This is a genomic window from Parasphingomonas halimpatiens, from assembly GCF_036663795.1.
Taxonomy (GTDB): domain Bacteria; phylum Pseudomonadota; class Alphaproteobacteria; order Sphingomonadales; family Sphingomonadaceae; genus Sphingomonas.
Genome location: NZ_JAXOJP010000006.1, coordinates 1 through 26,302, shown reverse-complemented (window position 1 = coordinate 26,302; position 26,302 = coordinate 1). Strand labels below are relative to the sequence as shown.

General features: G+C 65.9%; 24 protein-coding genes and 1 pseudogene. 11 read left to right on the top strand and 14 right to left on the bottom strand.

All coding sequences use genetic code 11. From position 1 onward, the window contains the following. Nucleotides 1-232: 232 nt before the first annotated feature. The 3 genes and pseudogenes from U1839_RS08220 to U1839_RS08210 form a co-directional block, all read right to left on the bottom strand. Nucleotides 233-823: a transposase gene (locus tag U1839_RS08220; protein ID WP_332803180.1), complete on the bottom strand. Its 591-nt coding sequence runs from the start codon at nt 821-823 to the stop codon at nt 233-235. 80 nt (nt 824-903) lie between these two features. Then, entirely contained in the window at nt 904-1,557 is a 654-nt protein-coding gene (locus U1839_RS08215; protein ID WP_332803179.1) for an imm11 family protein, read from the bottom strand. Nucleotides 1,558-1,639: 82 nt separating this feature from the next. Beyond that, nucleotides 1,640-2,049, bottom strand: a pseudogene (locus U1839_RS08210) (cupin domain-containing protein). Between U1839_RS08210 and U1839_RS08205 the strand changes: the two are divergent. Then, nucleotides 2,035-2,529 (top strand): hypothetical protein, encoded by a 495-nt coding sequence (locus tag U1839_RS08205; RefSeq protein ID WP_332803178.1) that lies wholly within the window; start codon nt 2,035-2,037, stop codon nt 2,527-2,529. The pseudogene U1839_RS08210 and the gene U1839_RS08205 overlap by 15 nt on opposite strands. A 121-nt stretch (nt 2,530-2,650) precedes the next feature. Further along, nucleotides 2,651-3,163, top strand: coding sequence for a hemerythrin domain-containing protein (locus U1839_RS08200; RefSeq protein WP_332803177.1), 513 nt, complete (start codon nt 2,651-2,653; stop codon nt 3,161-3,163). Between the two features lie 121 nt (nt 3,164-3,284). Here U1839_RS08200 and U1839_RS08195 read toward each other — a convergent pair whose 3' ends face one another. From U1839_RS08195 to U1839_RS08185, 3 genes are all read right to left on the bottom strand, one after another. Next, a complete protein-coding gene (locus U1839_RS08195) occupies nt 3,285-4,526 on the bottom strand; it encodes a peptide MFS transporter (protein WP_332803176.1) in 1,242 nt (413 codons plus the stop codon). A 107-nt stretch (nt 4,527-4,633) separates the two neighbouring features. After that, nucleotides 4,634-6,646, bottom strand: coding sequence for a serine hydrolase domain-containing protein (locus U1839_RS08190; protein ID WP_332803175.1), 2,013 nt, complete (start codon nt 6,644-6,646; stop codon nt 4,634-4,636). Next, the gene (locus tag U1839_RS08185; RefSeq protein ID WP_332803174.1) at nt 6,646-8,946 is read right to left on the bottom strand and encodes a TonB-dependent receptor; all 2,301 of its coding nucleotides are present in this window, start codon (nt 8,944-8,946) and stop codon (nt 6,646-6,648) included. Before U1839_RS08185 ends, U1839_RS08190 begins: the two co-directional genes overlap by 1 nt. Before the next feature lie 158 nt (nt 8,947-9,104). On the opposite strand from U1839_RS08185, the gene U1839_RS08180 reads away from it, so the two are divergent. Continuing rightward, a complete protein-coding gene (locus U1839_RS08180; RefSeq protein WP_332803173.1) occupies nt 9,105-9,818 on the top strand; it encodes a helix-turn-helix domain-containing protein in 714 nt (237 codons plus the stop codon). 24 nt (nt 9,819-9,842) lie between these two features. Beyond that, complete coding sequence (locus tag U1839_RS08175; protein ID WP_332803172.1) at nt 9,843-10,856, top strand: dipeptide epimerase; 1,014 nt, start codon at nt 9,843-9,845, stop codon at nt 10,854-10,856. A 12-nt stretch (nt 10,857-10,868) separates the two neighbouring features. Here U1839_RS08175 and U1839_RS08170 read toward each other — a convergent pair whose 3' ends face one another. Then, a complete protein-coding gene (locus tag U1839_RS08170; RefSeq protein WP_332803171.1) occupies nt 10,869-11,846 on the bottom strand; it encodes a phosphatase PAP2 family protein in 978 nt (325 codons plus the stop codon). Nucleotides 11,847-12,017: 171 nt separating this feature from the next. Here U1839_RS08170 and U1839_RS08165 point away from each other — a divergent pair, with 171 nt between their 5' ends. Next, the gene (locus U1839_RS08165; RefSeq protein WP_332803170.1) at nt 12,018-13,310 is read left to right on the top strand and encodes an NRAMP family divalent metal transporter; all 1,293 of its coding nucleotides are present in this window, start codon (nt 12,018-12,020) and stop codon (nt 13,308-13,310) included. Between the two features lie 25 nt (nt 13,311-13,335). Here U1839_RS08165 and U1839_RS08160 read toward each other — a convergent pair whose 3' ends face one another. The 4 genes from U1839_RS08160 to U1839_RS08145 all read right to left on the bottom strand — a co-directional run bounded on the left by U1839_RS08160 (nt 13,336) and on the right by U1839_RS08145 (nt 16,418). After that, nucleotides 13,336-14,013: a murein L,D-transpeptidase catalytic domain family protein gene (locus tag U1839_RS08160; RefSeq protein WP_332803169.1), complete on the bottom strand. Its 678-nt coding sequence runs from the start codon at nt 14,011-14,013 to the stop codon at nt 13,336-13,338. A 148-nt stretch (nt 14,014-14,161) separates the two neighbouring features. Continuing rightward, nucleotides 14,162-15,223 carry a L,D-transpeptidase family protein gene (locus U1839_RS08155; RefSeq protein WP_332803168.1) on the bottom strand — a complete coding sequence of 354 codons (1,062 nt, stop codon included), beginning with the start codon at nt 15,221-15,223 and terminating at the stop codon, nt 14,162-14,164. Beyond that, complete coding sequence (locus U1839_RS08150; RefSeq protein WP_332803167.1) at nt 15,220-16,170, bottom strand: alpha/beta hydrolase; 951 nt, start codon at nt 16,168-16,170, stop codon at nt 15,220-15,222. Before U1839_RS08150 ends, U1839_RS08155 begins: the two co-directional genes overlap by 4 nt. Then, nucleotides 16,170-16,418 carry a hypothetical protein gene (locus U1839_RS08145; protein WP_332803166.1) on the bottom strand — a complete coding sequence of 83 codons (249 nt, stop codon included), beginning with the start codon at nt 16,416-16,418 and terminating at the stop codon, nt 16,170-16,172. Before U1839_RS08145 ends, U1839_RS08150 begins: the two co-directional genes overlap by 1 nt. Before the next feature lie 187 nt (nt 16,419-16,605). Here U1839_RS08145 and U1839_RS08140 point away from each other — a divergent pair, with 187 nt between their 5' ends. Continuing rightward, on the top strand, nt 16,606-17,037 hold the full coding sequence (locus U1839_RS08140; protein WP_332803165.1) for a pyridoxamine 5'-phosphate oxidase family protein: 432 nt from the start codon (nt 16,606-16,608) through the stop codon (nt 17,035-17,037). A 36-nt stretch (nt 17,038-17,073) separates the two neighbouring features. Here the strand turns inward: U1839_RS08140 and U1839_RS08135 are convergent, their stop codons facing one another. Both U1839_RS08135 and U1839_RS08130 read right to left on the bottom strand, forming a co-directional pair. Beyond that, nucleotides 17,074-17,496 (bottom strand): type II toxin-antitoxin system VapC family toxin, encoded by a 423-nt coding sequence (locus tag U1839_RS08135; protein WP_332803164.1) that lies wholly within the window; start codon nt 17,494-17,496, stop codon nt 17,074-17,076. Continuing rightward, nucleotides 17,496-17,735: a type II toxin-antitoxin system Phd/YefM family antitoxin gene (locus U1839_RS08130; protein ID WP_332803163.1), complete on the bottom strand. Its 240-nt coding sequence runs from the start codon at nt 17,733-17,735 to the stop codon at nt 17,496-17,498. The genes U1839_RS08135 and U1839_RS08130 overlap by 1 nt, the downstream gene beginning before the upstream one ends. Before the next feature lie 270 nt (nt 17,736-18,005). Here U1839_RS08130 and U1839_RS08125 point away from each other — a divergent pair, with 270 nt between their 5' ends. Both U1839_RS08125 and U1839_RS08120 read left to right on the top strand, forming a co-directional pair. Next, entirely contained in the window at nt 18,006-19,031 is a 1,026-nt protein-coding gene (locus U1839_RS08125) for a hypothetical protein (RefSeq protein ID WP_332803162.1), read from the top strand. Continuing rightward, a complete protein-coding gene (locus U1839_RS08120; protein ID WP_332803161.1) occupies nt 19,028-20,050 on the top strand; it encodes a hypothetical protein in 1,023 nt (340 codons plus the stop codon). The genes U1839_RS08125 and U1839_RS08120 overlap by 4 nt, the downstream gene beginning before the upstream one ends. Before the next feature lie 100 nt (nt 20,051-20,150). Here U1839_RS08120 and U1839_RS08115 read toward each other — a convergent pair whose 3' ends face one another. Continuing rightward, nucleotides 20,151-22,460: an ATP-dependent helicase gene (locus U1839_RS08115; protein WP_332803160.1), complete on the bottom strand. Its 2,310-nt coding sequence runs from the start codon at nt 22,458-22,460 to the stop codon at nt 20,151-20,153. A 90-nt stretch (nt 22,461-22,550) separates the two neighbouring features. Between U1839_RS08115 and U1839_RS08110 the strand changes: the two genes are divergently transcribed. The 3 genes from U1839_RS08110 (at nt 22,551) to U1839_RS08100 (ending at nt 26,188) form a co-directional block, all read left to right on the top strand. Continuing rightward, nucleotides 22,551-22,952: a nuclear transport factor 2 family protein gene (locus U1839_RS08110; protein ID WP_332803159.1), complete on the top strand. Its 402-nt coding sequence runs from the start codon at nt 22,551-22,553 to the stop codon at nt 22,950-22,952. Between the two features lie 11 nt (nt 22,953-22,963). Beyond that, a complete protein-coding gene (locus U1839_RS08105) occupies nt 22,964-24,457 on the top strand; it encodes an amidohydrolase family protein (RefSeq protein WP_332803158.1) in 1,494 nt (497 codons plus the stop codon). A gap of 81 nt (nt 24,458-24,538) precedes the next feature. Beyond that, on the top strand, nt 24,539-26,188 hold the full coding sequence (locus tag U1839_RS08100; RefSeq protein WP_332803157.1) for an inorganic phosphate transporter: 1,650 nt from the start codon (nt 24,539-24,541) through the stop codon (nt 26,186-26,188). Nucleotides 26,189-26,302 lie beyond the last annotated feature (114 nt).

Here is a 26,302-nt window from a genome sequence, read left to right as displayed (position 1 = left end):
CGCCGCGTCATGATGCTCGCTCCTTCAAGCGCTGCCGGGAGGCTCGGAAATTGTCTCCGCCGCTTCTTGAGGGTGCGCCCGCATCTTCTCCAGCGGGTATTACGGTGCCAGTTTACCAAATGCACTTAATCCACTCCCCTAATCCGCCACTCCCCTAATCCGCCACTTTCGGCTTCGGCCCGCGCTTGCGCGGACGCAGCGTGCGGCCGGTCGCGACCTCGATCGTCTCCAGCTAGGCATCGCTGCCCAGCGGGCGGCCGGAGGTCTCGGCCATGCGCAAGCGCCGCCATGCGATCTCGTCGTCATGATCCTGACCCAGAAAGGCGGCGAAGTCACCATAGCGATCGAGCGCCGGCGCGACGGTCACCAGTTCATCATCCTTGCCGGCGATATGCGCAGCGGCACTCGACCAGCGCCACTGCTCGGCCCGCGCAACCAGCCCCGCCCGCACGGGATTGAGCGTGACGTAGCGCATCGCGTTCGCCAGATGCGCCTCGTCCATCGCGACCGCGCCGAAGCGCCCTTGCCAGAGATGCCCGGTCCAGCGGGCACGCGCGTTGATGAAGCCGGTATAGCGGCGGTGGGTATCGGCAAAGGCGCGACGCAGGCCATCCGCGTCAGACGGCACGGCGATGATATGCACGTGATTGGGCATCAGGCAGTAACACCATATCTCCACCCCGGCCCGCTCAGCCGCCTGGGCGAGCAGGTCACGGTAAAGCGCATAGTCGCCCTCTTCGAAGAAGGTTGGCGCGCGGCGATTGCCACGTTGCGTCACGTGATACGGAACGCCGGGGAGGACGAGGCGCGGGAGACGGGCCATGCGTCACTCTGTCGTGTTTTGTGCTTTTAGTAAACTGGCACCGTAATCCCAGATCGCCGGATCAGCCGAGCGCGCCATGATTATACCTCGTCATACGCAGTGAGACTGAGGCCGAGGAAGTCCGCCGCACGCCCAGCATCACCGAACGCCGACGAGCAATTTATCCCCTTCATAAGAAAGGGATCATACCATAGGTGCCGATTACCAATTTTAGGCCTGCTAAATACAAGCTTTCGTTCACCGACATCAGGATATCGCCAAATTCCCCGCTCGCCGATGTAGTTCGGTTGCCAAAACACATTGCTGTTTTCCTTATCGACACTGTCAATTCGGTTACATACATTGAGCCAATAATAACGCGCGACTACCTCGCCGCTTTTTGTCTTGTAGATATCGACGGGAAATAGCTGATGGACATTTGGTTCAAATTGTTCAACCAGGTCACGAAAGCGTTCACTCACAGCTAAAAAGCCCCTGAGAATTGCCTCCGGTATCTTTTTTCGACCCCCTGCCCAAAGTATTTTGCGGGGGACTAAATCAGGTTCTACTCGATAGCCCATGCCCATGCCGCCACGGCCTTTGCCGATGAATTCCCGCTCGATGACGTTGAGTTCGAGCGTATCTGGATCAGCAACCAGTTTCACATCATAGAATGGCTCTTTGCGTGGATCATCGAGAAACTTCGGATAGACCACGTCGGAATACGGGCTCAAAGCCGTCATAAAATAAACCATCACGCCGCCTCCCGATTTGATGCCATGTTAGCGTGCCAGTTTGCCAAATACACTTAAACCTGCGTAATCCTATGCGGCGCCGTCAAAGGCCGGTCCCCGGCGACCACCCCGGCAGCGCCAGTTCGAAGCCGGCGAAATCGAACCCCGGCGTGACGACACAACTGACCAGTGCCCAGCCATCGCGCGCCTCGGCCAGCTGCCCTTCGGCACGAGCCGTTGCGGCGCCTCGCCGAGGAGCGGGTCGCCGCCGAGGCGATGGGTAGCGTGGTCGATCATCAGCGCGAGCGGGTTGCCGGCATGCCAGAGCCACAACTCGTCGGCATCGACCCGGTGCCAGTGCGAACGCTCGCCCGCCTCGAGCAGGAACAGGATGGCGGTCGCGCGGTCGCGTCCGCCATCCGGGGCGGGGAGGCGCATGGTCTCTCGGTACCAGCCGCCTTCCGGATGCCGCTGGAGGTCGAGCTTCGCGATGAGCGGATGAGGGCGACCCAAGGTTTTGCTCCTGTCGATACCTCAGGCCGGGTAACCGGTGTCGCACACCTGCTCAAGGTCGATGAAATTCGTCGGTCTGTGCCGTTTTTACGTATGCACACTATTGTTGCACTGCACCATTTCGCCTATGTAGACGGGGTGACCGAGCAAAGCAGCATCAAGCCGGCGGCCCCCAATGCCGACGTCCCGACGATCTTTGAGGGGATCGTGCGGGCCTTCTGCATTTCCGCGACGTACAACCGCACCGCGATCGTGCTCGCTCCGCACATCCTCTACACAAAGCATGACGACCTGTTCGTCGATGGTGTGGTGGTCGAGCGCGACGGCCTGCCGCCGCGCGAGCCCAAGGTGGGGACGTTCAAGCTGGCGGGCCTTTCGGGCATTACGCTGACCGATCGACCGTTCTTCCGCGACCCGCTGTTCCAGCCGGGCGATGCCAAATATCGCGACGTGACGCTGATGGCGGTCGAACCGGCCTGATCTGGACAACGCCGGCAGCCAAGTTGCCGGAAAATCGTATTAACCTGGATCATGAGTGGCGAAACGGCGGGAACGTTGCGCGCCAAGCCCTGTTTCTACCCGACTAACCGGGAGAATCAGCATGGCCACGGATACCAGGCAGGACGCGATTGCGCTGCTCAAGGCAGACCACCGCACGGTCGAAGACCTGTTCGAGAAATTCGAAGGCGCCAAGGGCGACGGCGCGAAGCAGAAGATCGCGCAGCAGATTTGCCTCGAGCTGACGGTTCACGCGCAGATCGAGGAAGAGATCTTCTACCCGGCCTGCGAGGGCAAGATCGAAGAGGATCTGCTCAAGGAGGCCTATGTCGAGCATGACGGCGCCAAGGTGCTGATCGCCGAGATCGAGGCGGGCGGGCCGGACGACGATTATTACGACGCCAAGGTCAAGGTGCTGTCCGAGCAGATCGAGCACCATGTCGAGGAAGAGGAAAAGCGCATGGAGGGCATGTTTGCCCAGGCGCGCCATGCCGGGCTCGACATGGATGCGCTCGGCGAACAGCTGCGCGCGCGCAAGGAAGAGCTGGTCGCGAGCTACAAGGCCGGCGGCTTGCCCAAGCCCGAGACGACGACGTTCACCGAAGCGACCGTCTGACGGCTTCGGCGCGGCATGTATCGGAGCGAGCGACGGCGAAATCGCTCCGCTCGCTCCGAATGCCCGTCGTACAATAAAAAGCGCGACTTGGCGCACCCGCTGGAATCTTGGCGAGATCCGGTCAGCGCGCTGCCGAACCACCCAATGTGATCGGCCGTAGTCGGCTCAACACTAGCAGCAGAACCGCGCCGAGCATGACCGACCCGGCGCCCAGCCCGAAAAAGGCCGTCGCGGGGATGACGCCCCACCAGGCGCCCATCACGCCGGCGAGCAGGCTGCCGGCGAATTTGGCGATATACCAGCCGCCCATCGCCATCGCGGCGAACTGAACCGGCGATAGCGCGCCGACCAGCGCCAGACCAACGGGAATGACGAGCAACTCGCCCAGGGTCAGCAGCACGAAATAGGCGGTGACCCATCCGGCACCGACCGGTTGGCCAGTCCGCGCGTTGAGCGCTGCGGCGACGACCATCACGACCATCGACAGGCTCGCGACGACGCAGCCAAGACTCATCCGCGTCAACAGGTTGGCCGGTCCGTGGCGATCCGCCCGGCGCGCCCAATGGCGCATCAGGAACGGGGTCAGCACGATGATCAGCAATGGGTTGATCGACTGGAACCACGTCGCCGGGATCTGATAGCGCGCGCCGAACAGGTCGATGCCGCGGTCGGTCTGGTGCTCGACCCACAAGGCGATGACGTTGCCGCTCTGTTCGTAGCCGATGCGGAACATGATGACGACGGCGATAATCGCGATCAGCAGGCGCAGGTTGCTCCAGTCGCGCAGGGTCAGTGCGACGCGCGCGCCAGGCAGGGTCTGCGAACGGCTCGGCGGATCCTTGGGCAGCAAATGCCGGAAACGGAGATAGATGAGGATGCCGGCCAGCATCCCGATGCCCGCCGCGCCGAAACCCCAGTGCCAGCCATAAACCTCGCCGAGCGTCCCGCACACCAGGGGCGCGAGCAGCCCGCCAAGGTTGATCCCCATATAATAAGCGCTGAACGCCTGGGCCTGGCGCGGATCGTCATCGGCGTAAAGATCGCCGACCTGGACCGCGAGCGGCGGCATGAACAGGCCGTTGCCGAGCGCAACGAGCGCCAGCGCGGGAAACAGCAGCGCCTCGAACGCCATGGCGAAATGGCCGAACATCATCAGTAGCCCGCCGAGCACGACGCTGCGCGTCCGGCCGAGCCAGCGATCGGCGACGATCCCGCCGAAGAACGGGCTGAAGAAGGCCGCGGCGCCATAGGCACCATAGATCAGCGACGACCTGGCCTGGGAGAAGCCGAGATGCTGCGTCATGTAATAGACGAGCAGCGCCTGCAGGCCGAAATAGGAGAATTCGGCCCACATCTGGGTCATGAACAAGACGGTCAGCCGGGCGGGTGGCCGAACAGGGCCCGCGTCGGCGGTGTCGGCACCAGCGGCGCCGACACCGCGCTATCGGACACGGGCAGCGGTCCCCACGGTCAGAAGTTCAGGCTTGGCGTCAGCGTCCGCATGTCGAACATCATCCAGACGAGGAACAGCGCGGACACCGCGACCAGTACCGCGCGGGCGGTAGCGAGACGGCGCCGTTCCGGACCGGAGGCGATCACCCGGACGTTCCACACCGCCAGCGCGGTGCCGACAATCGCGGCGAGCGACAGCAATTGCAGCAGGCGCATCCAGATATCGAGCCGGCCGTCGAAATTGGCAACGTCGCTGCTTAGCGCGGCGATCATGCCCATCCAGCCGCCGGCGACGATCAGCATCAGCCAGGCGGTGATCGCGGTCGTGCGGTAGAGCAGCAGCGGGCGGCCGGCGATCGTCGGACGATAGCCGAAGCGGCGGCGTGCCAGCGCGACGATCGGCCAGGACAAGGCGGTGACGAGCATCACGGCCAGCGCGGCGAGCAGGAGCGGGATGATCCATCCCGCGTTCATGCCGGTCGAGGCGGGCACGAACAGGATGATCGGGGCGAAGCCGCGCGGCGCGAAGGCCGTGACCTTGCCGTCCTTCACCATCGCGCCGAGGCGATCCTCGCCGCCGACCTCCTGCCATTGCCATGGCGCGGTTTCGCGCCAGCGCTTGGGAACGCCGGCGGCATTGGTCAGCGCCGAGACGGTGATGGTGTTGTCGTCGTTCACCGTCACCGAGGCCTGGCCGATGAGATTGACGATGCGGAGCCAGTTGGTGACCGAGCCGCGGCTGCTGACATAGTGGCCGGCCAGCGCGCGGCCGTGCTCGGCGGCGGTGGCGAGGGTCGGCAGCGCCGCGTCGGCATGCGGGAAATACCGGTCGGTGAAGCTGTCGAACATGCGCTCGCGCAGGACATGCGCCGCGCCTTCCTTGCCCCCGCTGTTGAACGACAGGTACAGCCCGACGCCCTTGTCGCGATAGAGATGCAGGTCGGAGTGGAACCAGTCGGTGTCGCCGCCATGGCCGATGATGTTCAGCCCGTTGCGATCCTCATGATAGAAACCGAGCGCCATGCCGGGCATGCCGGGGATCGGCGTGTTGGCGGTGGTGTACATCAGCTGCGCGGTCCTGGCGTCGAGCAGCGGATTGCTGGCGGACAGATGCGCGATCATGAACTTCGCCATGTCGGTGCCGGTCGCCGACAGCGCACCGGCCGGGGACATCGGAATGATCTCAAAGGGTTGGGGATCGCCCGACGCCACGGCATAACCCTTGGATAGTTTCGCGCCGAGTGCCGCCGGCAAGGGCTGAGCGAAGGTCGATTGAGTCATGCCGAGCGGCGCGAAGATGTGGTGCTGGACATAGGCCTCGAACGGCTCGCCCGAGACGCGCTGGACGATATAGCCGGCGAGCGACGCGCCATAGTTGGAATAGGACGCCGTGCTGCCCGGCGCATAGATGCGGGTCGGCACCGAGCGCTTGAGCGCGGCATCGAGCGGCCGGTTGTCGGACACCTTGGTGGCGATGAGATATTTGGCGGTCTCCTCGAACCCGCCGGTATGCGTCATCAGGTTGCGCAGCGTGATCGGCTTGCCGAAGGCGGGCGGAATGCGGAAATCGATATAGTCGTTCACGTCGCGGTCGAGGTCGAGCTTGCCGGCCTGGACCTGCTGCATCACCGCCGTCCAGGTGAACAGTTTCGAGATCGAGCCCGGGCGGAACAGCGTGTTGGCGGGGTCGATCGGCGCGCGCGTCTTCATGTCGGCATAGCCGTAACCGCGCTCGGTCAGCACCTTGCCGTCCTTGACGACGACGACGACCGCGCCAGCGATGTCGCCGGTGTCGAGACCGTACGGCACGAGACCGTCGAGCCAGCTGTCGACATCGGCCTTGGTCAGCGCCGGTGCGCCGGCGGCCGGGGTGGTGGCGACCGGCTGTCCCGTGCCGGTGTGGGGCACCGACGGCGCGGTCGGAAGCAGCGTCTGCGGCGCCTGCGCCGCGATCGGTACGGCAACGAGCAGCAGCGAGGGCAAAGCGAGCCGGAGCAGCCGCGTGGCGGTGTCGATCAATCGCGTGCGCATCAGAATTCAAATCCTGCTGTGAGGCCGATGGTGCGCGGACGGATCATCCCGACGTCGACCAGACCGGCGTAACGACTGCCATAGGGACCGGCGTAGGTCTGCCCGCCGGAATTGGCGAGGTTCCTGGCATAGATGCTCAGCGTGAAGGGCTTCATCTCGATACCCGCGCGCAGATCGACGGTCGCATAACCGTCAAGGATGAGCCGGCGACCGAAAGTCGCCTGATAGGCGGCATCGAAATCTGCCGGCCTGTCGCTGACCGCCATGATCGACCCGCCGACGAATGCCTTGACCCGGTCGGTGAGCGCCCAGTCATAGTCGGCCGAGACGTTGGCGGTCCAGCGCGGCGCATAGGGCAGTTGGTCGCCGTCCGATCCGCCGACCAGGATGTTGCCGGTGAGCGCAGTGTGGTTGTAGGCGAGCGAGCCGACAACGATGAAACCACGGGTCGGGCGCAATGTCGCGGTTACTTCGCCGCCATAGCTTTTCGCGCCCTCGCCATTGCCGTCGGCGGTGACCGGGCCGATCGAGGTCTGGAAGCTCGTGGTGATCTGCGTATTCTTCCAGTCAAGATAATAGACCGAGGCATCGATGCCGAAGGTCCGGTCGGGGGTTTCGGCGCGTATCCCGGCCTCGTAGCTGATCAGCGTGTCGGCACGGAACTGCGCGGGATAGTCGGCCGGGGCACCGGGCGGGACGACATTGGGGCCGCCGGGCCGATAGCCCTTGGCGACGCGGGCATAGAGCGCGACGCGCTTGTTGATCTCGTAGCGCGGCGACACCGACCAGGTCCACACGCCTTCCGACGAGTTGCCGAGCAGCGTGCCGTCGGCGCCCTGCACGACGACGAAACCGCCGCCAAGGCTCTGCGTCGTGCGCTGCTCGTTGTGGCTGTAGCGGACGCCACCGGTGATATCGAAGGCGTGGCTGACATGCCATGTCGCGCTGCCGAAGCCGGCATATTCCTTGTAGGTCGAATCCAGCTGGGCGGTCAGGAAATGGGTGAAGGGGAGGGGCGCGGCGGGCGTGCCGGGGCCGAGCAGATCCTGCGGGATGACGCCCGCCTCGGGCAGGAACGCGCCGGTCAGGGGGTTGAACGGCCGGTAGAGCTGGTAGATCTGGCCGGGCTCGCGGGTATAATAGGCGCCGATCAGCCACTCAAAGCTGCTCGATTTGGCCGAGGTGAGCCGTACTTCCTGCGCGAACTTCTTCTGGCTGATGTTGGAGGGCTCGTCGACGCCATAAGGTGTCGATGCGCCGTAAAAGGGGCCGATGTCGCCCAACAGCTGCGTCGCCTCGATATCCTCATGCTGAATCAGCGTGGCATAGCTGGTGACCGAGGTTAGGGTGGCGGGACCGAAATCATATTCCAGCGTGCCCGAATAGAGCCGGTAATCGACGCGGTTGCTTTCCGGAAAGGTCTGATAACGCAGCAATCCCGTACCGCGCGCCCCGGTGAACGGGTCAGCGGTGATCGGGGTCAGCGTGGCCGCGTCGACATCGACGGTATCGCGGCCATGGGCGCGGATATTCTGCGCGATCGCGGTAAGCCGGACCGAAAGCCGGTCGCTCGGCTTGAACAGCAACGAGGCGCGACCGCCATAGTTGGCCGAATGATTGATGTTGTGGCCGAGCACGCCGAGGCTGTCGATATAGCCCGGCGTCTCGCGGTAGAAGCCGCTGACGCGGATCGCGAGCGTGTCGCCGAGCGGCACGTTGACCACGCCATTGCCCGACCAGCCGGTGCCGCCGCCGTCGACGGTTTCGACGCCGCCCTGCGCGCGAATCGATAGTTTGTCGAACTTCGGTGCCGTCGTGACATATTTGAGCAGGCCGCCGAGCGAGTTGGCGCCGTACAGCGTACCCTGCGGCCCGCGCAGTACCTCGATCCGCTCGATGTCGAAGGGGTCGATGTCGCCGGCGAGATGGGCGGCGTTGGTCTGGCCGGTGCTCGAGCCGAACGGCGTGTCGTCGATATAGATGGCGACGGTCGGGCTCGATCCGCCGGTGTTGATGCCGCGCAGGATGACGCGCGCCTCGCCGGCATTCTGTTGTTGCAGGCTGAGGCCGGGAACGAGCGCGGCGTAATCGACCAGGCTGGTGGCATGGCGCTGCTCGAGTACCGCGGCCGAGACGATCGAGATCGATTGCGGCACGTCGATCAGCGTCTGCGCGCGCTTCTGCGCGGTAACGATGATGTCGCCGCCAGGCAGGTCGTCGGCGGCTTGCGCCGTTGCAGTGGCGGGGCGCGCCGCCGCCACTCGATCCTGTGCCTGGGCCGCCGGGATCCATGCCAACATAGCCGTGGTCAGCAGCCACGCCGCTCTTGGTCGAAATGCGATCGCCATTGCTCTCATTCCTCGAAATGCCATGTCATCATGACGCGTGTTTCAATTTTGGCAACTATTTTCTTGAAAGTGTACGACGGTTCCCTTGCGTCGATCAGTGCGCTAGCGTCATGACCAGAAGGACCATGGTGAAGAAGAACAACCCGCCGCACCCCGGCATTGCGCTGCGCGCCGCGCGGATCGAACAGGGGCTGACGCTCCGCGCGCTCGCCGCCCGGCTCGACATGCCCTTTTCGACGCTGTCGAAGCTCGAGAACGGCAAGATGGCGATGACCTACGATAAACTCGTCAGGCTCGCGCAGGGGCTCGGCGTCGATCTCGGCAGCCTCGTCGCCGGCGGGGCGACGGCCGAGAAGCCGCCCGCCGCGCTCGGGCGCCGGAGCGTCGTGCGCGCCGGGACATGGGCCGAGGCGAGCTCGGAGCGCTTTACGCATCTTTATCCCGCGGTCGACCTGCTCGACAAGATGATGGTGCCGATCCTGATCGAGGTGAACGACCGCAGCGTCGACGAGGTCGGTGGGCTCGTGCGGCATTCGGGCGAGGAATATCTCTATGTCCTGTCCGGCGCGATGGAGCTGCATTCGGACCTCTATGCGCCGCTGTCACTGGCGCAGGGCGACTCGGTCTATTTCGACAGCGGCATGGCGCATTGTTACGTTCGGACCAGCGAGTCGCCCTGCCGGGTACTGTCAGTCTGCGCCGGGCCGGGGATGCGACGCGTGGCGCAATCCGCCGGGCAGAGCTGGAACCTGGTCGCGGCCCACGACGTCGCGGACGATCCCGGTTCAACAGACGCGAACAATGTTTCACATATTGAAACGTGAGTCGTTTCATGTGATGTGACGGTGATGAAGACCGCCACAACGCTCGCTCCGTTCACGCTCAGCCATCGCCGCGAGGCCATGCTGATGCGCGAACCGTTCCGGATTTCGGGCTATGTGTTCGAGTCGATGCCGGCGGTGATCGCCACCGTGTCCGATGGCGCATTCGCCGGCCGGGGCGAGGCGGCGGGGGTCTATTATCTCCATGACGATCCCGACCATATCCAGGGCGAGATCGAGCGCAGCCGCGCCGCGATCGAGGCAGGTATCGACCGTCAGGCGCTGCGTGCGCTGCTGCCGCCGGGCGGCGCGCGCAATGCGCTCGACTGCGCGCTGTGGGAGCTCGAATCGCTGCGTGCCGGGGTGCCGGTATGGCAGCTTGCCGGGGTCGCGGCGCCAAAGCCGCTGACCACGACCTTCACGCTGCCCGCCGACGATCCCGCTGAGATCCTGCGCCGGCTCGACGCGCTGCCGACCGTCAAGGCGATCAAGCTCAAGCTCGACGGCGAACTTGCCGCCGATCGCGAGCGGGTTCGCGTGGTCCGCGCGGCGCGGCCCGATGTCTGGCTGGAGGTCGATGCCAATCAGGGTTATGGCGGCGACGATCTCGACGGGCTTGTCGCGATGCTGGTCGACCAGCAAGTGTCGCTGCTCGAACAGCCGATCCGTCGCGGTGAAGAAGCACTGCTCGACGGCTGGCGCTCGCCGATCCCGGTTGCGGCCGACGAAAGCGTGCTCGATCTCGCCGAACTCGACGCGCAACGGCATCGGTTCCAGGTGATCAACATCAAACTCGACAAATGCGGTGGGTTGACTGAGGGGCTGATGATGGCCGCGCGCGCCCGCGAACTCGGCCTCAAGGTGATGGTCGGCAACATGGCGGGTGCGACGTTGTCCACCGCGCCGGCCTTCGTGCTCGGGCAGCTATGCGACATTGTCGATCTGGACGGCCCGTGGTTCCTGCTCGACGATCCGCTCGCCGCAGGCCTCTATGCCGATGGCGAAGTGATGGTGCCGCCGCGGTTGTGGGGCGCGGGCTGATCGAGCGGGCTGCTAGCGCGCAGCGCGCCGCGTCAGCGCCTCGCTGATCGCGGCGACCGCGCCAAGCGCGGCGCCGGCGACAGCCGCCCCGAGGATCATGTCGATGAGATAATGCGTCCCCTCGACCGGGGTGGCGAGCAGCATCGCCACGTTGATCGCGAGGATCGGCCAGCGCAGCGTGCGGTGCGGCCAGGCGGCGGCGATGAACAGCACCGCGCTGGCGGTATGGAAACTCGGCGCCGAGACGAGGCCGCGGATCGCGCCGAGATCGATGACATGGACGATGTGCAGCCGCAGCTCGGGGATCAGCTGATCCATCCACAGCGCGCTTTCGGGCATGTAGGGGAAGGGGCCGTGCCACAAAGCGGCGAACGGACCGACCGCGGGCATGAAGCGGAACAGCAGCAGCGCGAGCACGGCGGCGATCCAGAAGGCGGCGAGGAAACGCCGCGCGGCGGCGCGCTGGTTCGACCAGGCAAACCAGCCGAGCAGGATGGCGGGGCTGGCATAGATGCTCTGGTAGAAGGCGGTGCCGATGATCTGCAGCCAGCGGTGCGCGGCGACGACGTCGTACCATGCCAGCCAGTCGAAGCGCAGCAACTGGTCGGCGCGCACCAGCCCTTCATCGACATAGCCGCTGGTCATTGCCGAGACGGGATAGCTGGCCAGCGCGCCGGTCAGCGCGATGAGCGTGAACAGGCCATAATATTCGGCGATGTCGCGCGCGACGCGCTGCGCATGGCTGGCCGGGTTGCGCAACGTGTAGTGGACCCCGGCGAAGGCCGCGAAGGCGGCGGAGAAAATCAGCGTGGCGGGCGCGAGCGGCGCGATCGACAGCCGTTCATATTCCATCATCATCGTCAGCGCGACGAGCCCGAGCGTCGCCGCCAGCACCAGCCAGCGTGCCGGAATGACCGAGCGGTCGATCTCGGGAGCGATCGAAGCATGTAAGGCGGCGTCGAAACGTGACGCGATGGCAATCGGCGGCAATTGGTAATCCCACGACCCTGGCGGTCGTAGTCACGCTACCCCGCATTGTGTGAATGCGCTGTGACACAATTGTGACGAGATGGCCATGCGGCCCGCGTCATTCTTGCGGCGGTGTGCGCTATTTGCATCACCGCCTTGCGCTACCGCCGATTGGCGCCGATGTGCGCAGCGATGGCCGATAAAGCACCTGTCGCGCACCCCAGGCTGACGCTGCGGCAACGGCTTTCCCGCAGCGCCTTGGCGCGGCTCGGCCCTGGCCTGATCACCGGTGTGGCCGACGACGACCCGAGCGGCATCGCGACCTATTCGCAGGCCGGCGCGCAATTCGGCCTCAACATGCTGTGGACGATGCCCGTCGCCTATCCGCTGATGGCGGCGGTGCAGTCGATGTGCGCGCGGCTCGGCCGGGTCACCGGCCGGGGGCTGTCGGCCAATATCAAGACGCAGTTCCCGCCCGGCGTGCTGCGCGCGCTGGTGGTCCTGTTGCTGGTCGCCAACACGCTCAACATCGCCGCCGACGTCGCGGCGATGGGCGAGGCGGCCGAACTGGTAACGAACATCGATCGGCACGTCGCGACCTTCCTTTTCGTCGCGGTCACCCTGCTGTTGCAAGTGCTGGTGCCGTATCACCGCTATGTCGGCTTCCTCAAATGGCTGACGGTGTCGTTGCTCGCCTATGCGCTGGTGCTGCTGACCATCCACGTGCCGTGGGGCGAGGTGCTGCGACGCACCGTCGCGCCGCATTTCGCGCTCGGTGCTGATTCGGCGACGATGATCGTTGCGGTGTTCGGTACGACGATCAGCCCGTACCTGTTCTTCTGGCAGGCGTCGGAAGAGGTCGAGGACCTGCGCGGCGCGCCGGGGTTGATGGCCAACCCCAAGGCGTCGAAGCCGGAGCTGTCGCGCATCGCCTGGGATACGTGGATCGGCATGTTCTATTCCAACGTCACCTCCTTCTTCATCATCCTCGCGACAGGGCTGACGCTGGGCGTGGCGGGGGTGACGCAGATCGACACGGCGGGGCAGGCGGCAAGCGCGCTCAAGCCGCTGGCGGGGAATTTCGCGGCCATCTTGTTCACGGTCGGCATTCTCGGTGTCGGACTGATCGGCGTTCCGGTGCTGGCGGGGTCGGGCGCCTATGCGCTGGCCGAGGCGATGGGGTGGAACGAGGGGCTGGAGCGCAAGGCGAACGACGCGCGCGGCTTTTACGCGGTGATCACGGTCAGCGTGCTCGCCGCGCTGCTGATCCAGTATTCGCCGATCAGCCCGATGCGCGCGCTGTTCTGGAGCGCGGTCATCAATGGCGTGGTTGCGGTGCCGCTGCTGGTGGTGGTGGTCCTGCTGGTATCGAACCGCAAGGTGATGGGCGACTTCATCGTGCGTGGGCCGATCCGCTGGCTCGGCTGGCTGACGGTGGCGGTGATGGCCGCCGCGGCGGGGGCGATGGTGGTGCCGCTGCTCTAGCGGGGCGCCGCCGTCAGGCCGTCCGTCAGACCTTGGCGGAGTAGAGCATCCGCCCCGGCCCGAGCCGCTCGAACACCTGCGCCAGATCGGCGTCGCCGACGGCGAAACAGCCTTCGCTGCGGCCGAGCTGGCCGTGCGTCTGCAGCATATCGGGATTGGCGTACCAGGCCGAATGAATGACGATGGCGCGCGACAGAGCATTGTCGTTGGTCGGGCCAAGCCCGATCAGGCGCTGCGACTGGCCATGCTTGCCGACATAATATTCCGACGCGAGAAACGCGCCTTCCGACGAGGCATAGGAGCCGGGATCGTTCGAGAAGCGTTGCAGCCAGCCGCTATGCTCGGGATCGGAGCCGCTGCCATGCGCGACGAGCAGCGCGGTGGTCGCCCCGCTCGGCAGGTCGATGAGATGGAGGCGCGGCTGCGACGAGGGGGCATTGAAATCGGCGACCGCGATGCGATCATGAAAAGGAATGGCGCTGCCGAGGCGATTGAGTGCCGCCAGTGCCTGGCGGAGCAAAGCGGGTTTCAGCCCGCGCGGATAAGCTGGCTCGGGGGCAAACTGGGCTTGCGCTGCGGTCGGAAGCACCGCTGCAGAAATCGCGGTTGCGGCCACGCCGGCACCGATCTTGAAGAATTTGCGGCGCGATGCGCCGGCGTCGAAACGCTCCGTTACCCCATCTCGCATCGCGTCGTGCTGCATTTGCCCCGTGCTCCAGCGTCGCGGTCGGGCATATTATTTCGAGCCGAACCGTACCCTTATCATATAGTGTCGATGGTAAGAATCAGGTTAGCGATACGCACTCGGTTCGCCGTGTTCGGCGCCCCGTCGACCGCATAAGCGCGGAACCTTATTCGCTTTGCATCAATCCGGCGAGCGGCACCGGCCCGTCGGCGTTCAACGCGTCGGGGGTGAGAATCACCGTCGTGCCCGGCGTGAGCACCGGCGCGACGAGCGCCTTGAACGGCTCGGCGACGTGCAGCGTCTCCGGGCTTGGCTTGGTGGTCAGGTCGTCATCCTGACCGGGCAGTGCGAGCCGCGTCCAGTGCTGACCGGCGGCGTCGGCCGACTGCAGCACGAACAGCCATGGCCGGGTGAGCGGGGCGTCGAAAAGTGCCGCGGCCGAGCCGATCAGCTTGCCGTTGCGCAGCACCAGCACGCGCTGGTCGGTCGAACTGACGATGATCGACACCGGGCCGGTCGGTGCGATTTCGGGGTGCCAGAGATAGGGCGTCGGTGGTGCCGAGACCGTGCCGGCGTCACCCAGTGGCGCGAGCACCGGGGCGACGATCGGCAACAGGTCGCTGCGCACGACCATCACCGTCATGCCGAGACGCGTCTCGCCGTAGAGCAATTTGGCGAAGGCCTTGGGCAGGCGGATACAGCCATGCGACGCGGGATAGCCCGGCAACTGGCCGCCATGCAGCGCGACGCCGCCCCAGGTCAGGCGCTGCATATAGGGCATCGGCGCGCTGTCGTAGATGCTCGAGAAATGCGTCACCTCCTTTTGCAGGATGGTGAACACCCCGGTCGGGGTGAGATGGCCGGGCCGTCCGGTCGAGACCGTGGTGACCGCGATCGGCAGGCTGTTGCGGTAGAGTACCGCGCGCTGTGTCGCGATATTGACGATCAGCAGGGTCGGCCCGGCGGGCGCGACCTGTGGCGCCCAGATGAACTCGCCGGGCTTGAGCCGCTTGACCGCGTCGAGCACGGTGCCGCTGTTGAGCGGCCCGACCTCGGGCGCCGGCTGGGGTGTGGCCGATGGCGCGGGGATTTGTTGCACCGTGGCGGGTGGCACGGTGAGCGTCTGCGCGGCGGCGGGGCCGGAGCAGGCCAGCAGGGCGGCGGCGACCAGGGCGGTGGGTCGGGGTGCGGTAGCGTGACGCGGCCGGGGCAACAGGCGATGCTTCAATCGAAACGTCCTTCGCGGGGCGGGCACGGCCCCTGCAACAGCAGCGTGAGCGCGGCGTCGGTGCGGTCTATACGCTGTCTTGCGTTATCGGCTGCACCGTTTCGCGCCGTGCTGACCAGATCGACGCCTTCGACATAGCCCCGGGCCCGTGCCGCCTCGGGCACGATGTCGTGCAGCGCGCGGCCGGCCGGGTCGCGCGCGATATCGCCATAATCGACATAGAGCCGGTGCGCGCCGGCGCGCGGCAGGGCCTGACGCAGATAGCGCAGCGTCGCCTGTTCGCCCGCCGCGCTGTTCCCGTCGGACGCGGGCGCGACCAGCGGCGTGCGCGCCGACAGGCAACCGGCGCTGCCGAAAACCTGCGGATATTGCGTCAGCGCATAGAGCGAGACGAGCCCGGCCAGCCCAGTGCCGAGGATCGCGGTGTCGGCGGGGCTGGGCAGGGTGCGGAAGTGCCGGTCGATCAGCGGCTTCAGCTCGCTGGTGACTAAGTGGAGGTAGGCGTCGGACAGCGGCGCGCCGCCGATCCCTCGTTCCAGCGTGGCGCGGGTATCGCCGGGCATCAGCGTGACGGGCGCGGCGGGGAGCAGTTCACGCGCGCGCATCGGCGAGGCACCGATCGCGACGATGATCGGCATGCGGATCGCGCCGGCGAAGGCGAGGCCATCGACATGCTCGTCGATCCCCGGCGCGGCGACCGCGCCGGACGGCGCATCGGCGAACAGCGTCTCGCCATCATGCATGTAGAGCACGGGATAGCGGCGCTGATTGTGGTCATAGCCGTCGGGCAGCCAGACGAACACCGGGCGCGGCGCGAGCAGCGCCGAGCGTACCGGCAAGGTGACCAGCCGCCCGAGCGCGGGCAACGGCAGCGCGGCGCGGGCGAGCGACAGCGGCGCGAGCGCCGCGACGCCGGCCGTCGCCAGAAACGTGCGACGCGTCGGCATCAGGCAAACAGCGCCGGCTCGTCGCGTTCGAGCTCGGGCGGCACGGTTTCGGCATGGTGATGTGGCACCGGCGGTAACGGCCACCACAGGCCGATCGCGGCGTTCCACCAGGCGGTGCCGAGCGCGAGACCATATTGCCACGGTTCGAGCGCGGCCTCGCCGAGCGCCTCCATGGCAGCGAGCGGATCGGATGCCAGTGCGGGCGACGGGGTGATCGGGTCGCTACGGTCTTGCTGGTCGGCGGTCACGGCGGCTCTCCCTGTGCGCGCGGACGGGGCAACCGCGCGGCCTCATCGTCGCGCTCCAGGCGGAGAGTCGGTATCCGCAATTGTGCGTACGGGCGCGCGCGCCGCGGCGGCGGTCTTCCCCAAAGGGCATGGGAACCGAAGCGACGCCCGAACGGTACGTACCGCAGGAAATTGCGGAGACAGATCAATGACAAAGACCCTGGCCGACCTCGCCGAAACGATGCGCGACATCGATTTCACGCTGCTGACGACGGTGGCCGCCGACGGCGGACTGGCGGCGCGGCCGATGAGCAACAATCGCGACGTCGATTTCGACGGCGACAGCTTCTTCTTCGCGCTGGGCGACACGCAGGTCGTCGCCGACATCGCGCGCCATCCCAAGGTCGGGATGACGCTGCACGGCAATAGCGGCCTGCTTGGCAAGCCGCCGGTGTTCATCGCGGTTGCCGGCACCGCCGAACTGATCCGCGACAAGGCGGCGTTCGAGCAGCATTGGAACAAGGACCTCGACCGCTGGTTCGAACAGGGCACCGACACCCCGGGCCTGACGCTGATCAAGGTCCATGCCGAGCATGTGCATTATTGTGATGGTGACGAGCAGGGGGAGGTCGTGGCCTAGCGGCTCACCGGATGCCGCCATCGGCGACGTCGCCTGTTAGAGCGGGGCGAGCGGGACACCGACCGAAAGTGCAGCGGCAGCGATGACGCGGTCAAAGGTCGCAACCGCGCATCCCGCGTCGCTGGCGATGGCGAGGTGAAGCGCATCGCCTGCCCCAAGGCCGCTTTCATGGCGATCGGCAAAAGTCGCGGCGGTCTCGAAATGCCCCGACGTGATCGGCAATGACACGAAATTTTCTGCGCTCGACCTGTGCCAGCCCGCCAGGATCGTCGCCCGCAACGCGGGCGTGAGGATCCCCGAGCGCACCTTGATCGAGAGCGCGCTCGACACTTCGGTGATGACCCAGGCGCTGATGTAGAGCGGCGTTTGATCGTGCCGAGCAAGCCACGTCTCGGCGCGCTCGCTATGCGCCTCCCGCGTCAGCAGGGCGATGACGACGGAGGTGTCGAGATAGGTCATCAATAGCGACTGTCACGCATCTCCCGCACCAGATCGGCGCCGGATTCCTCCTGATAGGGTTGCGTTTCGCGCAGCGCCCTGAGGCTCGCGATATCGATCGGTTTCGTGGCCTTTTCAGGTGGCACCAGCCGCGCCGCCAGCTTGCCGCGCCGCACGATATCGATCGTCTCGCCCGCCTCGGCGCGATCGACCAGTTCGCTCAGATGCGCCTTGGCGTCGCCGAGGTTGATGCGGTCCATGAGCGCCTCCTGACTAGTTTCGTGACTATATCGGAAAGAGGCGGTTGCGCTAATGCAGCGACGGGATTCAGGGTTTGTCGTACCTGTCATCGAAACAAGGACCTCGAGCGCTGGTTCGAACAGGGCGCCGACACGCCGTGCCTGGCGAAGAGCAGGGTAAGGTTATGGGTAGCTGAGCATATCTACGGCAGCCCGCGTTCCCTCATTGTTCCCGACGCAGAGGCTTGTTATCGTGTTCGGCCCGCGCGCGAATCGGGCGGGAGACAAGTGATGCGGGGCCCTGCGTTCGTGTTGATGGCGTTGGCGATCATCGCGGGGTGCGGGCGAAGCGAGGAACCGAGCCAGACGGCAAATCGCACCTATGCCGCGGCGCCGACCCCGATGACATCGGCCGTTGCGCAGCGCACGGCACCCGGGGACGAGCCCGCTCCGGCGCCGGTGGTCTTCACGCCGAGCGTGGCGCGGCATCACCCTTATTCGTTCGCTTCGATGATCGCGGATACGCGCTTCATCGGGATCGATACGTTGCCCAAGGTCGACTGCCAGGCAATCGCCCTGAGCGACTGCGGCAACGACAATGCGGCAATGGTGATCGAAAAGCCGATCACGCCGGGCGGGCGCGTGGCGCAGGCGCTCGGCTGGATCGTCGTCGGGGAAGCGCGCATCGGTGCGCTTACGGCGGTGGGGATTTCGCGCGGTTATGTGCATCTGCCGGGTACGCTCGACAAGCAGATCGATGGCAATGTCGCGATCTTCGCGGGCGACAGGCCGATCGCCATCCTGCATCGCAAGGACGATGACGGCTATGGCATCGGCCGCCTGGAAAGGCTCGAAAGCGGTGCGGTTCGCGTGGCACCGCCCCGGCCATTGAAGCCTCGTGGCGATCTCGTGCTGCGCGGCAAGCGGCTGCTCTATCGCCCTATGGCGGCGGTCGACAGCTATTGCGGCGGGCGGGTGCATATCCCCAATATCTACGGCAAGCCGATCCTGCGCGCGCGCGCGACGCTGTTTGCCGCTGGATGGAAGCCGGACAAGGTCGAACACTGGGGTCTCGACGTGACGCTCGAGCGGTTTGCCCGGGCGCACATCCCGGAAGGTGAAGGTTGCGCGGAAGATTCAGCGGGACAGTGCACCTTTCGATACGCATCGCCGGCCGGGCGGCTCGAGGTCGAGACCGGGTTCGATCCGATTACCGTGGACACCGAGCCCAAGAGCGACTGGCTGCTCAGCTATCAAACCATTTGGTACAAGGTGGCATGTCCCGTGCGGCATGGCCGACGGCCGGGACGGCGATGACGAGGCTGTTTGTCGACGGCCGGCGCTGGGGCCGGCTCGTTCTGGCGTTGGTCGTCGCGATGCTGACTGCCTGCCGCCCCGGCGCCGAGGGAAATGAGACCGCGAGAGATCGCAGGGTCGCGCCTGCGCTAGCACCGGTTGCGCGCGGAACGCCCACGCCACGAGGATTGGAGTTCGATCCGGCACATGACGGCAAGGGTCGCTATCCGATGCACTCGACGGTGCCCGAGATACATTTTACCGCCATCGCCCAATTGCCGAAGGCCGTTTCGGTGCCTGCGCCAACGCCCTCCCTTGATGATTCCAGCTGGTGCGCGCGACAGGACGTTGTTCCGCGCACGGCCGGTGGGATGCTGGCGCGATCGCTGGGGTGGCACATCATATCGGAAGCGCCGCTCAAGCATTTGACGGTGGTGGCGATTGCCCAAGGCTATGGCGCCTGGCGTTCATGCCTGCAGGACAATGGCGTGCTCGCCTTGTTTGATGGGGCGCACGTTATCGGCGTGGTGCAACGCGAAGATCGTCTGCATGCCGGCTTCGGAAATCTCAAAAAGCTGGAGAGCGGGGCGTTGCTGGTACACGTCTGGCAAGTCGGGTCGCCATTGGGCGAATTGAGTCTCGCAGGGCGCACATTGCGCTTCTCCGCAATCGCGAAGGTCGCCACTTATTGTGGCGGGCGCGCGAAGGTACCGAACATCTACCGGATGAACATCCTGCAGGCGCGCCGCGCGCTTTTTCGCTATGGCTGGCGCCCGTATCGCGACGCGCCGATCGACCGGCAGTCGACCGAGTATGGCACTTATTATCGGCACGGTGTGACCGAGATCGAGGCCTGCTACAGATACTGCCAGTTTCGCTATGTATCGCGCTCCGGCATGCTTTCCTTTGGCCTGGTGTGGGATGAAACCGATGAAAATCCCGACTTCGACAACACGTCACCCGCGGACCCGGATGGCGCGCTGACGGGAGATGTCGTGATCGGTTACGAGGTCGCTTGCCGCAGCAAGCGACGTTCGTGAGGCGCGTGTCGAGATGTGCCCGACCTTGTCCGCCGAAAGGGAAACGGGCGCGGTGTGCTTCGGCCGATGATGCGACACCCGGAAAATCGATGGCGAAGCGTCACCCCAAACTGACAAAGCTATCCATCACCCGCTTCCGCCCCGCCGCCTCGAAATCGATTTCAAGCTTGTTGCCCTCGATCTCGGCGATCTCGCCGTAACCGAATTTCTGGTGGAACACGCGCATACCGACCGAGAGGTCGTCGCGGCCCTTGTTGCCAATGCTGACCGCCGAGGCGCGGCTTTCCACCACGCGGGCCGGTTCGCGCGTGAAGGTGCGGGCCTGCCATTCGCCGCCCATCTTCACGCCGGTGTTGCCCGCCGCGCGTTGCCAGCCCGGGCCGCGGCCGGTGCCGCGCGCGACGTCGGCAAAGGGGTCGCTGCGGTCGGACCAGTTGGCGCGCCACAGGCTCTCGCCGCCGGCCATGCTGCTCTCGCTGGTGATGTGCGCCGCCGGCAGCTCACCCACGAAGCGGCTCGGGATGCTCGACGACCATTGGCCGTAGATGCGGCGATTGGCGGCGTGGAGGATCACCGCCAGCCGACGCGCGCGCGTGATCGCAACGTAGGCGAGGCGGCGTTCCTCCTCCAGCGAGGCGAGCCCGCCCTCGTCGAGCGAGCGCTGCGACGGGAACAGCCCTTCCTCCCAGCCGGCGAGGAACACGGTGTCGAACTCCAGCCCCTTGGCGGCGTGGATCGTCATGATCGTCACCTTGGCCTCGTCGGCCTGCGCCTCATTGTCCATCACCAGGCTGACATGTTCGAGGAACGCGCCGAGATTCTCATATTCCTCCATCGCGCGGACGAGTTCGCTGAGATTCTCCAGCCGACCGGCGGCCTCGGCCGATTTTTCGGCCTGCCACATCGCGGTATAGCCGCTCTCGTCGAGCAACTGCCGCGCCAGTTCGGGGTGGGGCATGCTGCCCGCCATGCCGCGCCAGCGCGCGATGTCGCCGACGAGGTTGCCGAGCCCGCGACGCGCCTGCGGGGTCAGTTCGTCGGTGTCGAGGATGCGCGCGGCGGCGGTGGCCAGCGGCACGCCTTCGGCACGGGCGAGCATGTGGATCTTCTGCACCGCCTTGTCGCCGAGCCCGCGCTTGGGGACGTTGACGATGCGTTCGAAGGCGAGGTCGTCGGCCGGCTGGTTGACGATGCGCAGATAGGCCATCGCGTCGCGGATCTCGGCGCGCTCGTAGAAGCGCGCGCCGCCGACGATGCGATAGGGCAGGCCGATCGAGATGAAGCGGTCTTCCAGCTCGCGCGTCTGGTGCTGCGCGCGGACGAGGATGGCGATCTCGTCGAGGCTTTTACCGCTCCGCTGGACGCTCTCGATTTCCTCGCCGATGCGGCGCGCTTCCTCGGGGCCGTCCCACACGCCGAGCACCTTGACCTTCTCGCCGGTCTCATGCTCGGTCCACAGCGTCTTGCCGAGCCGGCCGCCATTATGGGCGATCACGCCCGAGGCGGCGGCGAGGATGTGCGGGGTGGAGCGGTAGTTCTGCTCGAGCCGGATCACCTTCGCGCCGGGAAAATCCTTTTCGAACTTGAGGATGTTCTCGACCTGCGCGCCGCGCCACGAATAGATCGACTGGTCGTCGTCGCCGACGCAGCAGATGTTCTTGCGCTCCTGCGCGAGCAGCCGGAGCCAGAGATACTGGACGCTGTTGGTGTCCTGATATTCGTCGACCATGATATATTTGAAGCGGCGCTGATAATCGGCGAGCACCGCGCGGTCGCGCTTGAGGATGACCAGCATGTGCAGCAGCAGGTCGCCGAAATCGCACGCGTTGAGCGCGATCAGGCGCGCCTGGTATTGCGCATAGAGATCCTTGCCGCGGCCATTGGCGTAGCGCTCGCTCTCGCCGGCATCGACATCGGCCGGGGTCAGGCCCTTGTTCTTCCACTCGTCGATCAGCCCGCCCAGCGCGCGCGCCGGCCAGCGTTTTTCGTCGAGGTCGTTGGCGGTGATCAGCTGCTTGATCAGGCGTTGCTGGTCGTCGGTGTCGAGGATGGTGAAATTGCTGTGCAGGCCGACCAGCTCGGCATGGCTGCGCAGCATCTTGGCGCCGATCGCGTGGAAGGTGCCGAGCCAGGGCATGCCCTCGACGACATCGCCGACGATGCGCCCGACGCGGTGGCGCATCTCGCGTGCGGCGCGGTTGGTGAAGGTGACGCTGAGAATCTCCCACGGCGCTGCCTTGCGCGTGAACAGCAGATGCGCGAGCCGCGCGGTCAGCGCCGCGGTCTTGCCCGTGCCGGCGCCGGCGAGCACCAGCACAGGCCCGTCGGTGGTCAACACCGCCTCGCGCTGCGGCGGATTGAGGCCGGCGAGATAGGGCGGCTCGTGCGGGGTTTCGGCGGGCAGGGTCATCGGTGAACAGGTAGGGAACGGCGGCGGCTGAGGCAACCGCGCTTGTGGTGGCGGCGCCGCGGTCTATGCTTCGCCCAGGGGAGAAGCACGATGACGGCCGCATCTGACGCACCACCGACGATCGCCGCATGGCATCACTATGTGACCGGGCGCGACCCGGCCGACCTCGACGCGCTGATCGACGAGGATTGCGTGTTCCAGTCGCCGGCGGTGCACACGCCGCAGATCGGCAAGGCGATCACGATGAAATATCTCCGCGCCGCGATGGAAGTGCTGGGCACGCCCGACTTTCATTATGTCGAAGAGTGGCATGGCGCGCGCTCGGCGGTGCTCGAATTCACGATGACGCTGGACGGCAAGGCGCTCAACGGCGTCGACATCATCCACTGGAACGACGCCGGGCGGATCACGAATTTCCGGGTGATGGTGCGGCCGGTCAAGGCGTTTATGGCGCTGATGCCGGCGATGGCGGCGGTGCTGGAACAGGCATGAGGGGCGGGGCAATGACACGAACCATGGGCATGCTGCTGGCGGCGACGATGCTGGTCGGCGCGGCGCCGGGCAAGGTCGACATGGTAGCGCGGATTTTGCCGCCGCCGGCTATGCCGGGCGTGGCGGTGAAGCCGTTCGCCAAGCTTGCCGGCGGCAAGGTCGCGCTGGTCCATGTGCGGGTGATCGACGGAACCGGGGCGCCGGCACAGGCCGATCGCACGCTGCTGATCGACGGTGGCCGGATCGCGGCGGTGCAGGCTGGCGGCGACGCGGTGCCGGCGGGTTATGTGACGATCGACGGAACGGGCAAGAGCGTGATGCCGGGCATCGTCGGGATGCACGACCATCAATATTATATCGCCCGCCCCAATCTCGACGCCGCTGGGCACAGCGAGCCGCCGCTGATGGTGCCGCAAATGGCCTTTTCCTCGCCGCGACTCTATCTCGCGGCGGGCGTCACGACGCTGCGCACCACCGGCAGCGTCGAGCCCTATAGCGACCTCAACATGAAGGCGGCGATCGACGCCGGCACGCTGCCGGGTCCGCATATGGACGTGACCGGGCCGTACCTCGAGGGAGCGGGCAGCCCGTTCCTGCAGATGCACCCGCTGCGCGATGCCGAGGACGCGCGGCGCACCGTGGCGTTTTGGGCCGATCAGGGCGTCACCTCGTTCAAGGCCTATATGAACATCACCCGCGCCGAACTCGCCGCGGCGATCGACGAGGCGCACAAGCGCGGGATCAAGGTGACGGGGCATCTCTGCTCGGTAAGTTATCCCGAGGCGGCGACGCTGGGAATCGACGATCTGGAGCACGGCTTCTGGGTCAATACCCAGCTCGACCCCGGCAAGGCGCCCGACCGCTGCTCGAAGGAAACGGGTGCCGCGACGCTCGCGGCGATGACCCCCGAAAGCGACGCGGCCAAGGCGCTGATCCGGCTGCTGGTCGAGCGGCACGTCGCGCTGACCTCGACGCTGCCGGTGTTCGAGGGTTCGTCGCCCCATTACCGCACGCTGCCGCCGCGCCAGCTTGCGTTGATGACCCCCGAGGCGCGCACCGACTATTTCTATGTCCGCACACTCGGCGCGACGCGACCGGCTGCGCGCGTCGCGCAGGGCGCGCAGCTATGGGCCAACGAATTGGCGCTGGAACACGCCTTCGTCGCGGCGGGCGGGTTGTTGCTTGCCGGGCCCGACCCGACCGGCGGCGGGCAAGTGCTGCCCGGCTTCGGCGACCAGCGCGCGATCGAGCTGCTGGTCGAGGCCGGCTTTTCGCCGCTCGAGGCGATCCGCATCGGCACGCTCAACGGCGCGACCTATCTCGGCCTCGCCGACCGCATCGGCACGATCGCGCCGGGCAAGAATGCCGACCTCGTGCTGGTCGACGGCGACCCTTCGACCACCATCGCCGACATCGAGCGCGTGGTGACGGTGTTCAAGGACGGTGTGGGCTATGATCCAGCGCCGCTGCTCGGGTCGGTGACGGGGCGCTACGGGCAATATTAGCGCGGAACGGTGGCAACATGAGCGGCATTTGACCCGCCATGTCATAAGACTGTCACGCTAGCACGCGAAGAACCGCGGGCCATGGCTACAACCATTATCACGCCCACCGATTCGGCGGCCGTGTCACCCCGCGAGCTCGGAATCCACCGGCCGCTTCCGCCCCTCACACGCTGGATTTTCCTCGCCTTTCTGATCGGTGGGCTGGGTTATGCCGCCGCCAGCATCCTGCTCGACACCGCGCAGGTCGGCGAGCAGATGGCGACGGGCGTGTTCCTGTTTCTCGGCCTGGCGCTGCTCATCGCGCTCGGCTTCGAGTTCGTGAACGGGTTTCACGACACCGCCAATGCCGTCGCGACGGTGATCTACACCAACTCGATGCCGCCGCATGTCGCGGTGGTGTGGTCAGGCTTCTTCAACTTTCTCGGCGTGATGCTGTCGAGCGGCGCGGTTGCCTATACGATCATCACGCTGCTGCCGGTCGACCTGATCCTGCATGTCGGCAGCGGGGCGGGCTTCGCGATGATCTTCGCGCTGCTGTTCGCGGCGATCCTGTGGAACCTCGCGACCTGGTATGTCGGGCTGCCCAATTCGTCGAGCCACGCGCTGATCGGGTCGATCCTCGGCGTCGGTTTCGCCAATCAGCTGATCTCGTCGAGCAAGGGCGGCACCTCTGGCGTCGACTGGTCGCAGGCCGAGAAAGTCCTCTCGTCGCTGCTGTTCAGCCCGTTATGCGGCTTTATCGGCGCGTTCGCGCTGCTGCTGCTGATGAAGGCCGTGCTGCGCAACCCCAAGCTTTATGACGAGCCGCACGGCAACACGCCGCCGCCGCACGGCATTCGCGCGCTGCTGATCGCGACCTGCACTGCGGTGTCGTTCTTCCACGGCAGCAATGACGGGCAGAAGGGCATGGGGCTGATCATGCTGATCCTGATCGGCTGCGCCCCCACCGCCTATGCGCTCAACCGCACCATGCCGGAGAGCGCGATGGCCAGCTTCGCCGCCAGCGCGAACGGCGCGGCGACGACCTTCACAGCGCATGCCGGCACGGCGGGCGGCGATCTCGGCACGGCGCGCGCAGTGCTGACCGAGGCGCTGCGCACGCATGAGGCGATGGCGCCGGCGGTGTATGGCGCGGTTGGGTCGCTGTCACGCGATCTCGGCCAGCGCATCAAGGGCTTTGGCGCGCTTAGCAAGGTGCCGGCGCGCGCCACACCAAACCTGCGCAACGACATGTATCTGGTGCTCGACACCACCAGGCTGATCACCAAGAACAAGGCTGCGGCGACGACCTTCTCGAAGCAGGAGCTGGCGGCGATCGGCACCTATCAGAAACAGCTCGAACAGGGCACGCGCTTCATTCCTTTGTGGGTGAAGATCGCGGTGGCAATCGCGCTGGGGCTGGGCACGATGGTCGGCTGGCGGCGCATCGTCGTCACGGTCGGCGAGCGGATCGGCAAGTCGCACATGACCTATGGCATGGGCGCCTCGGCCGAAATCGTCGCTGCGGTGACGATCATGACCGCCGATATCTTTGCGCTGCCGGTGTCGACGACGCACATCCTGTCGAGCGGTGTCGCCGGCGCCTCGGTGGCGAGCCGCGCCGGGCTGCAGGTCCGCACGATCACCAACATGGCGATGGCCTGGGTGCTGACGCTGCCGGCGGCGATGCTGCTGTCGGGTGGGCTTTACTGGGTGATGCTGCAGGCGATCCGGGTGTTCGGTATCGTCTGATACCAGCGGGCGAAAGGACTGACTCTGCGGGGATTCCCAAGAGGTTGATTTTCTGATTCGATGCGGAAGTGTTGGATTGGAGGCGGAGATGTCTGGGATCACGATTACGCGACT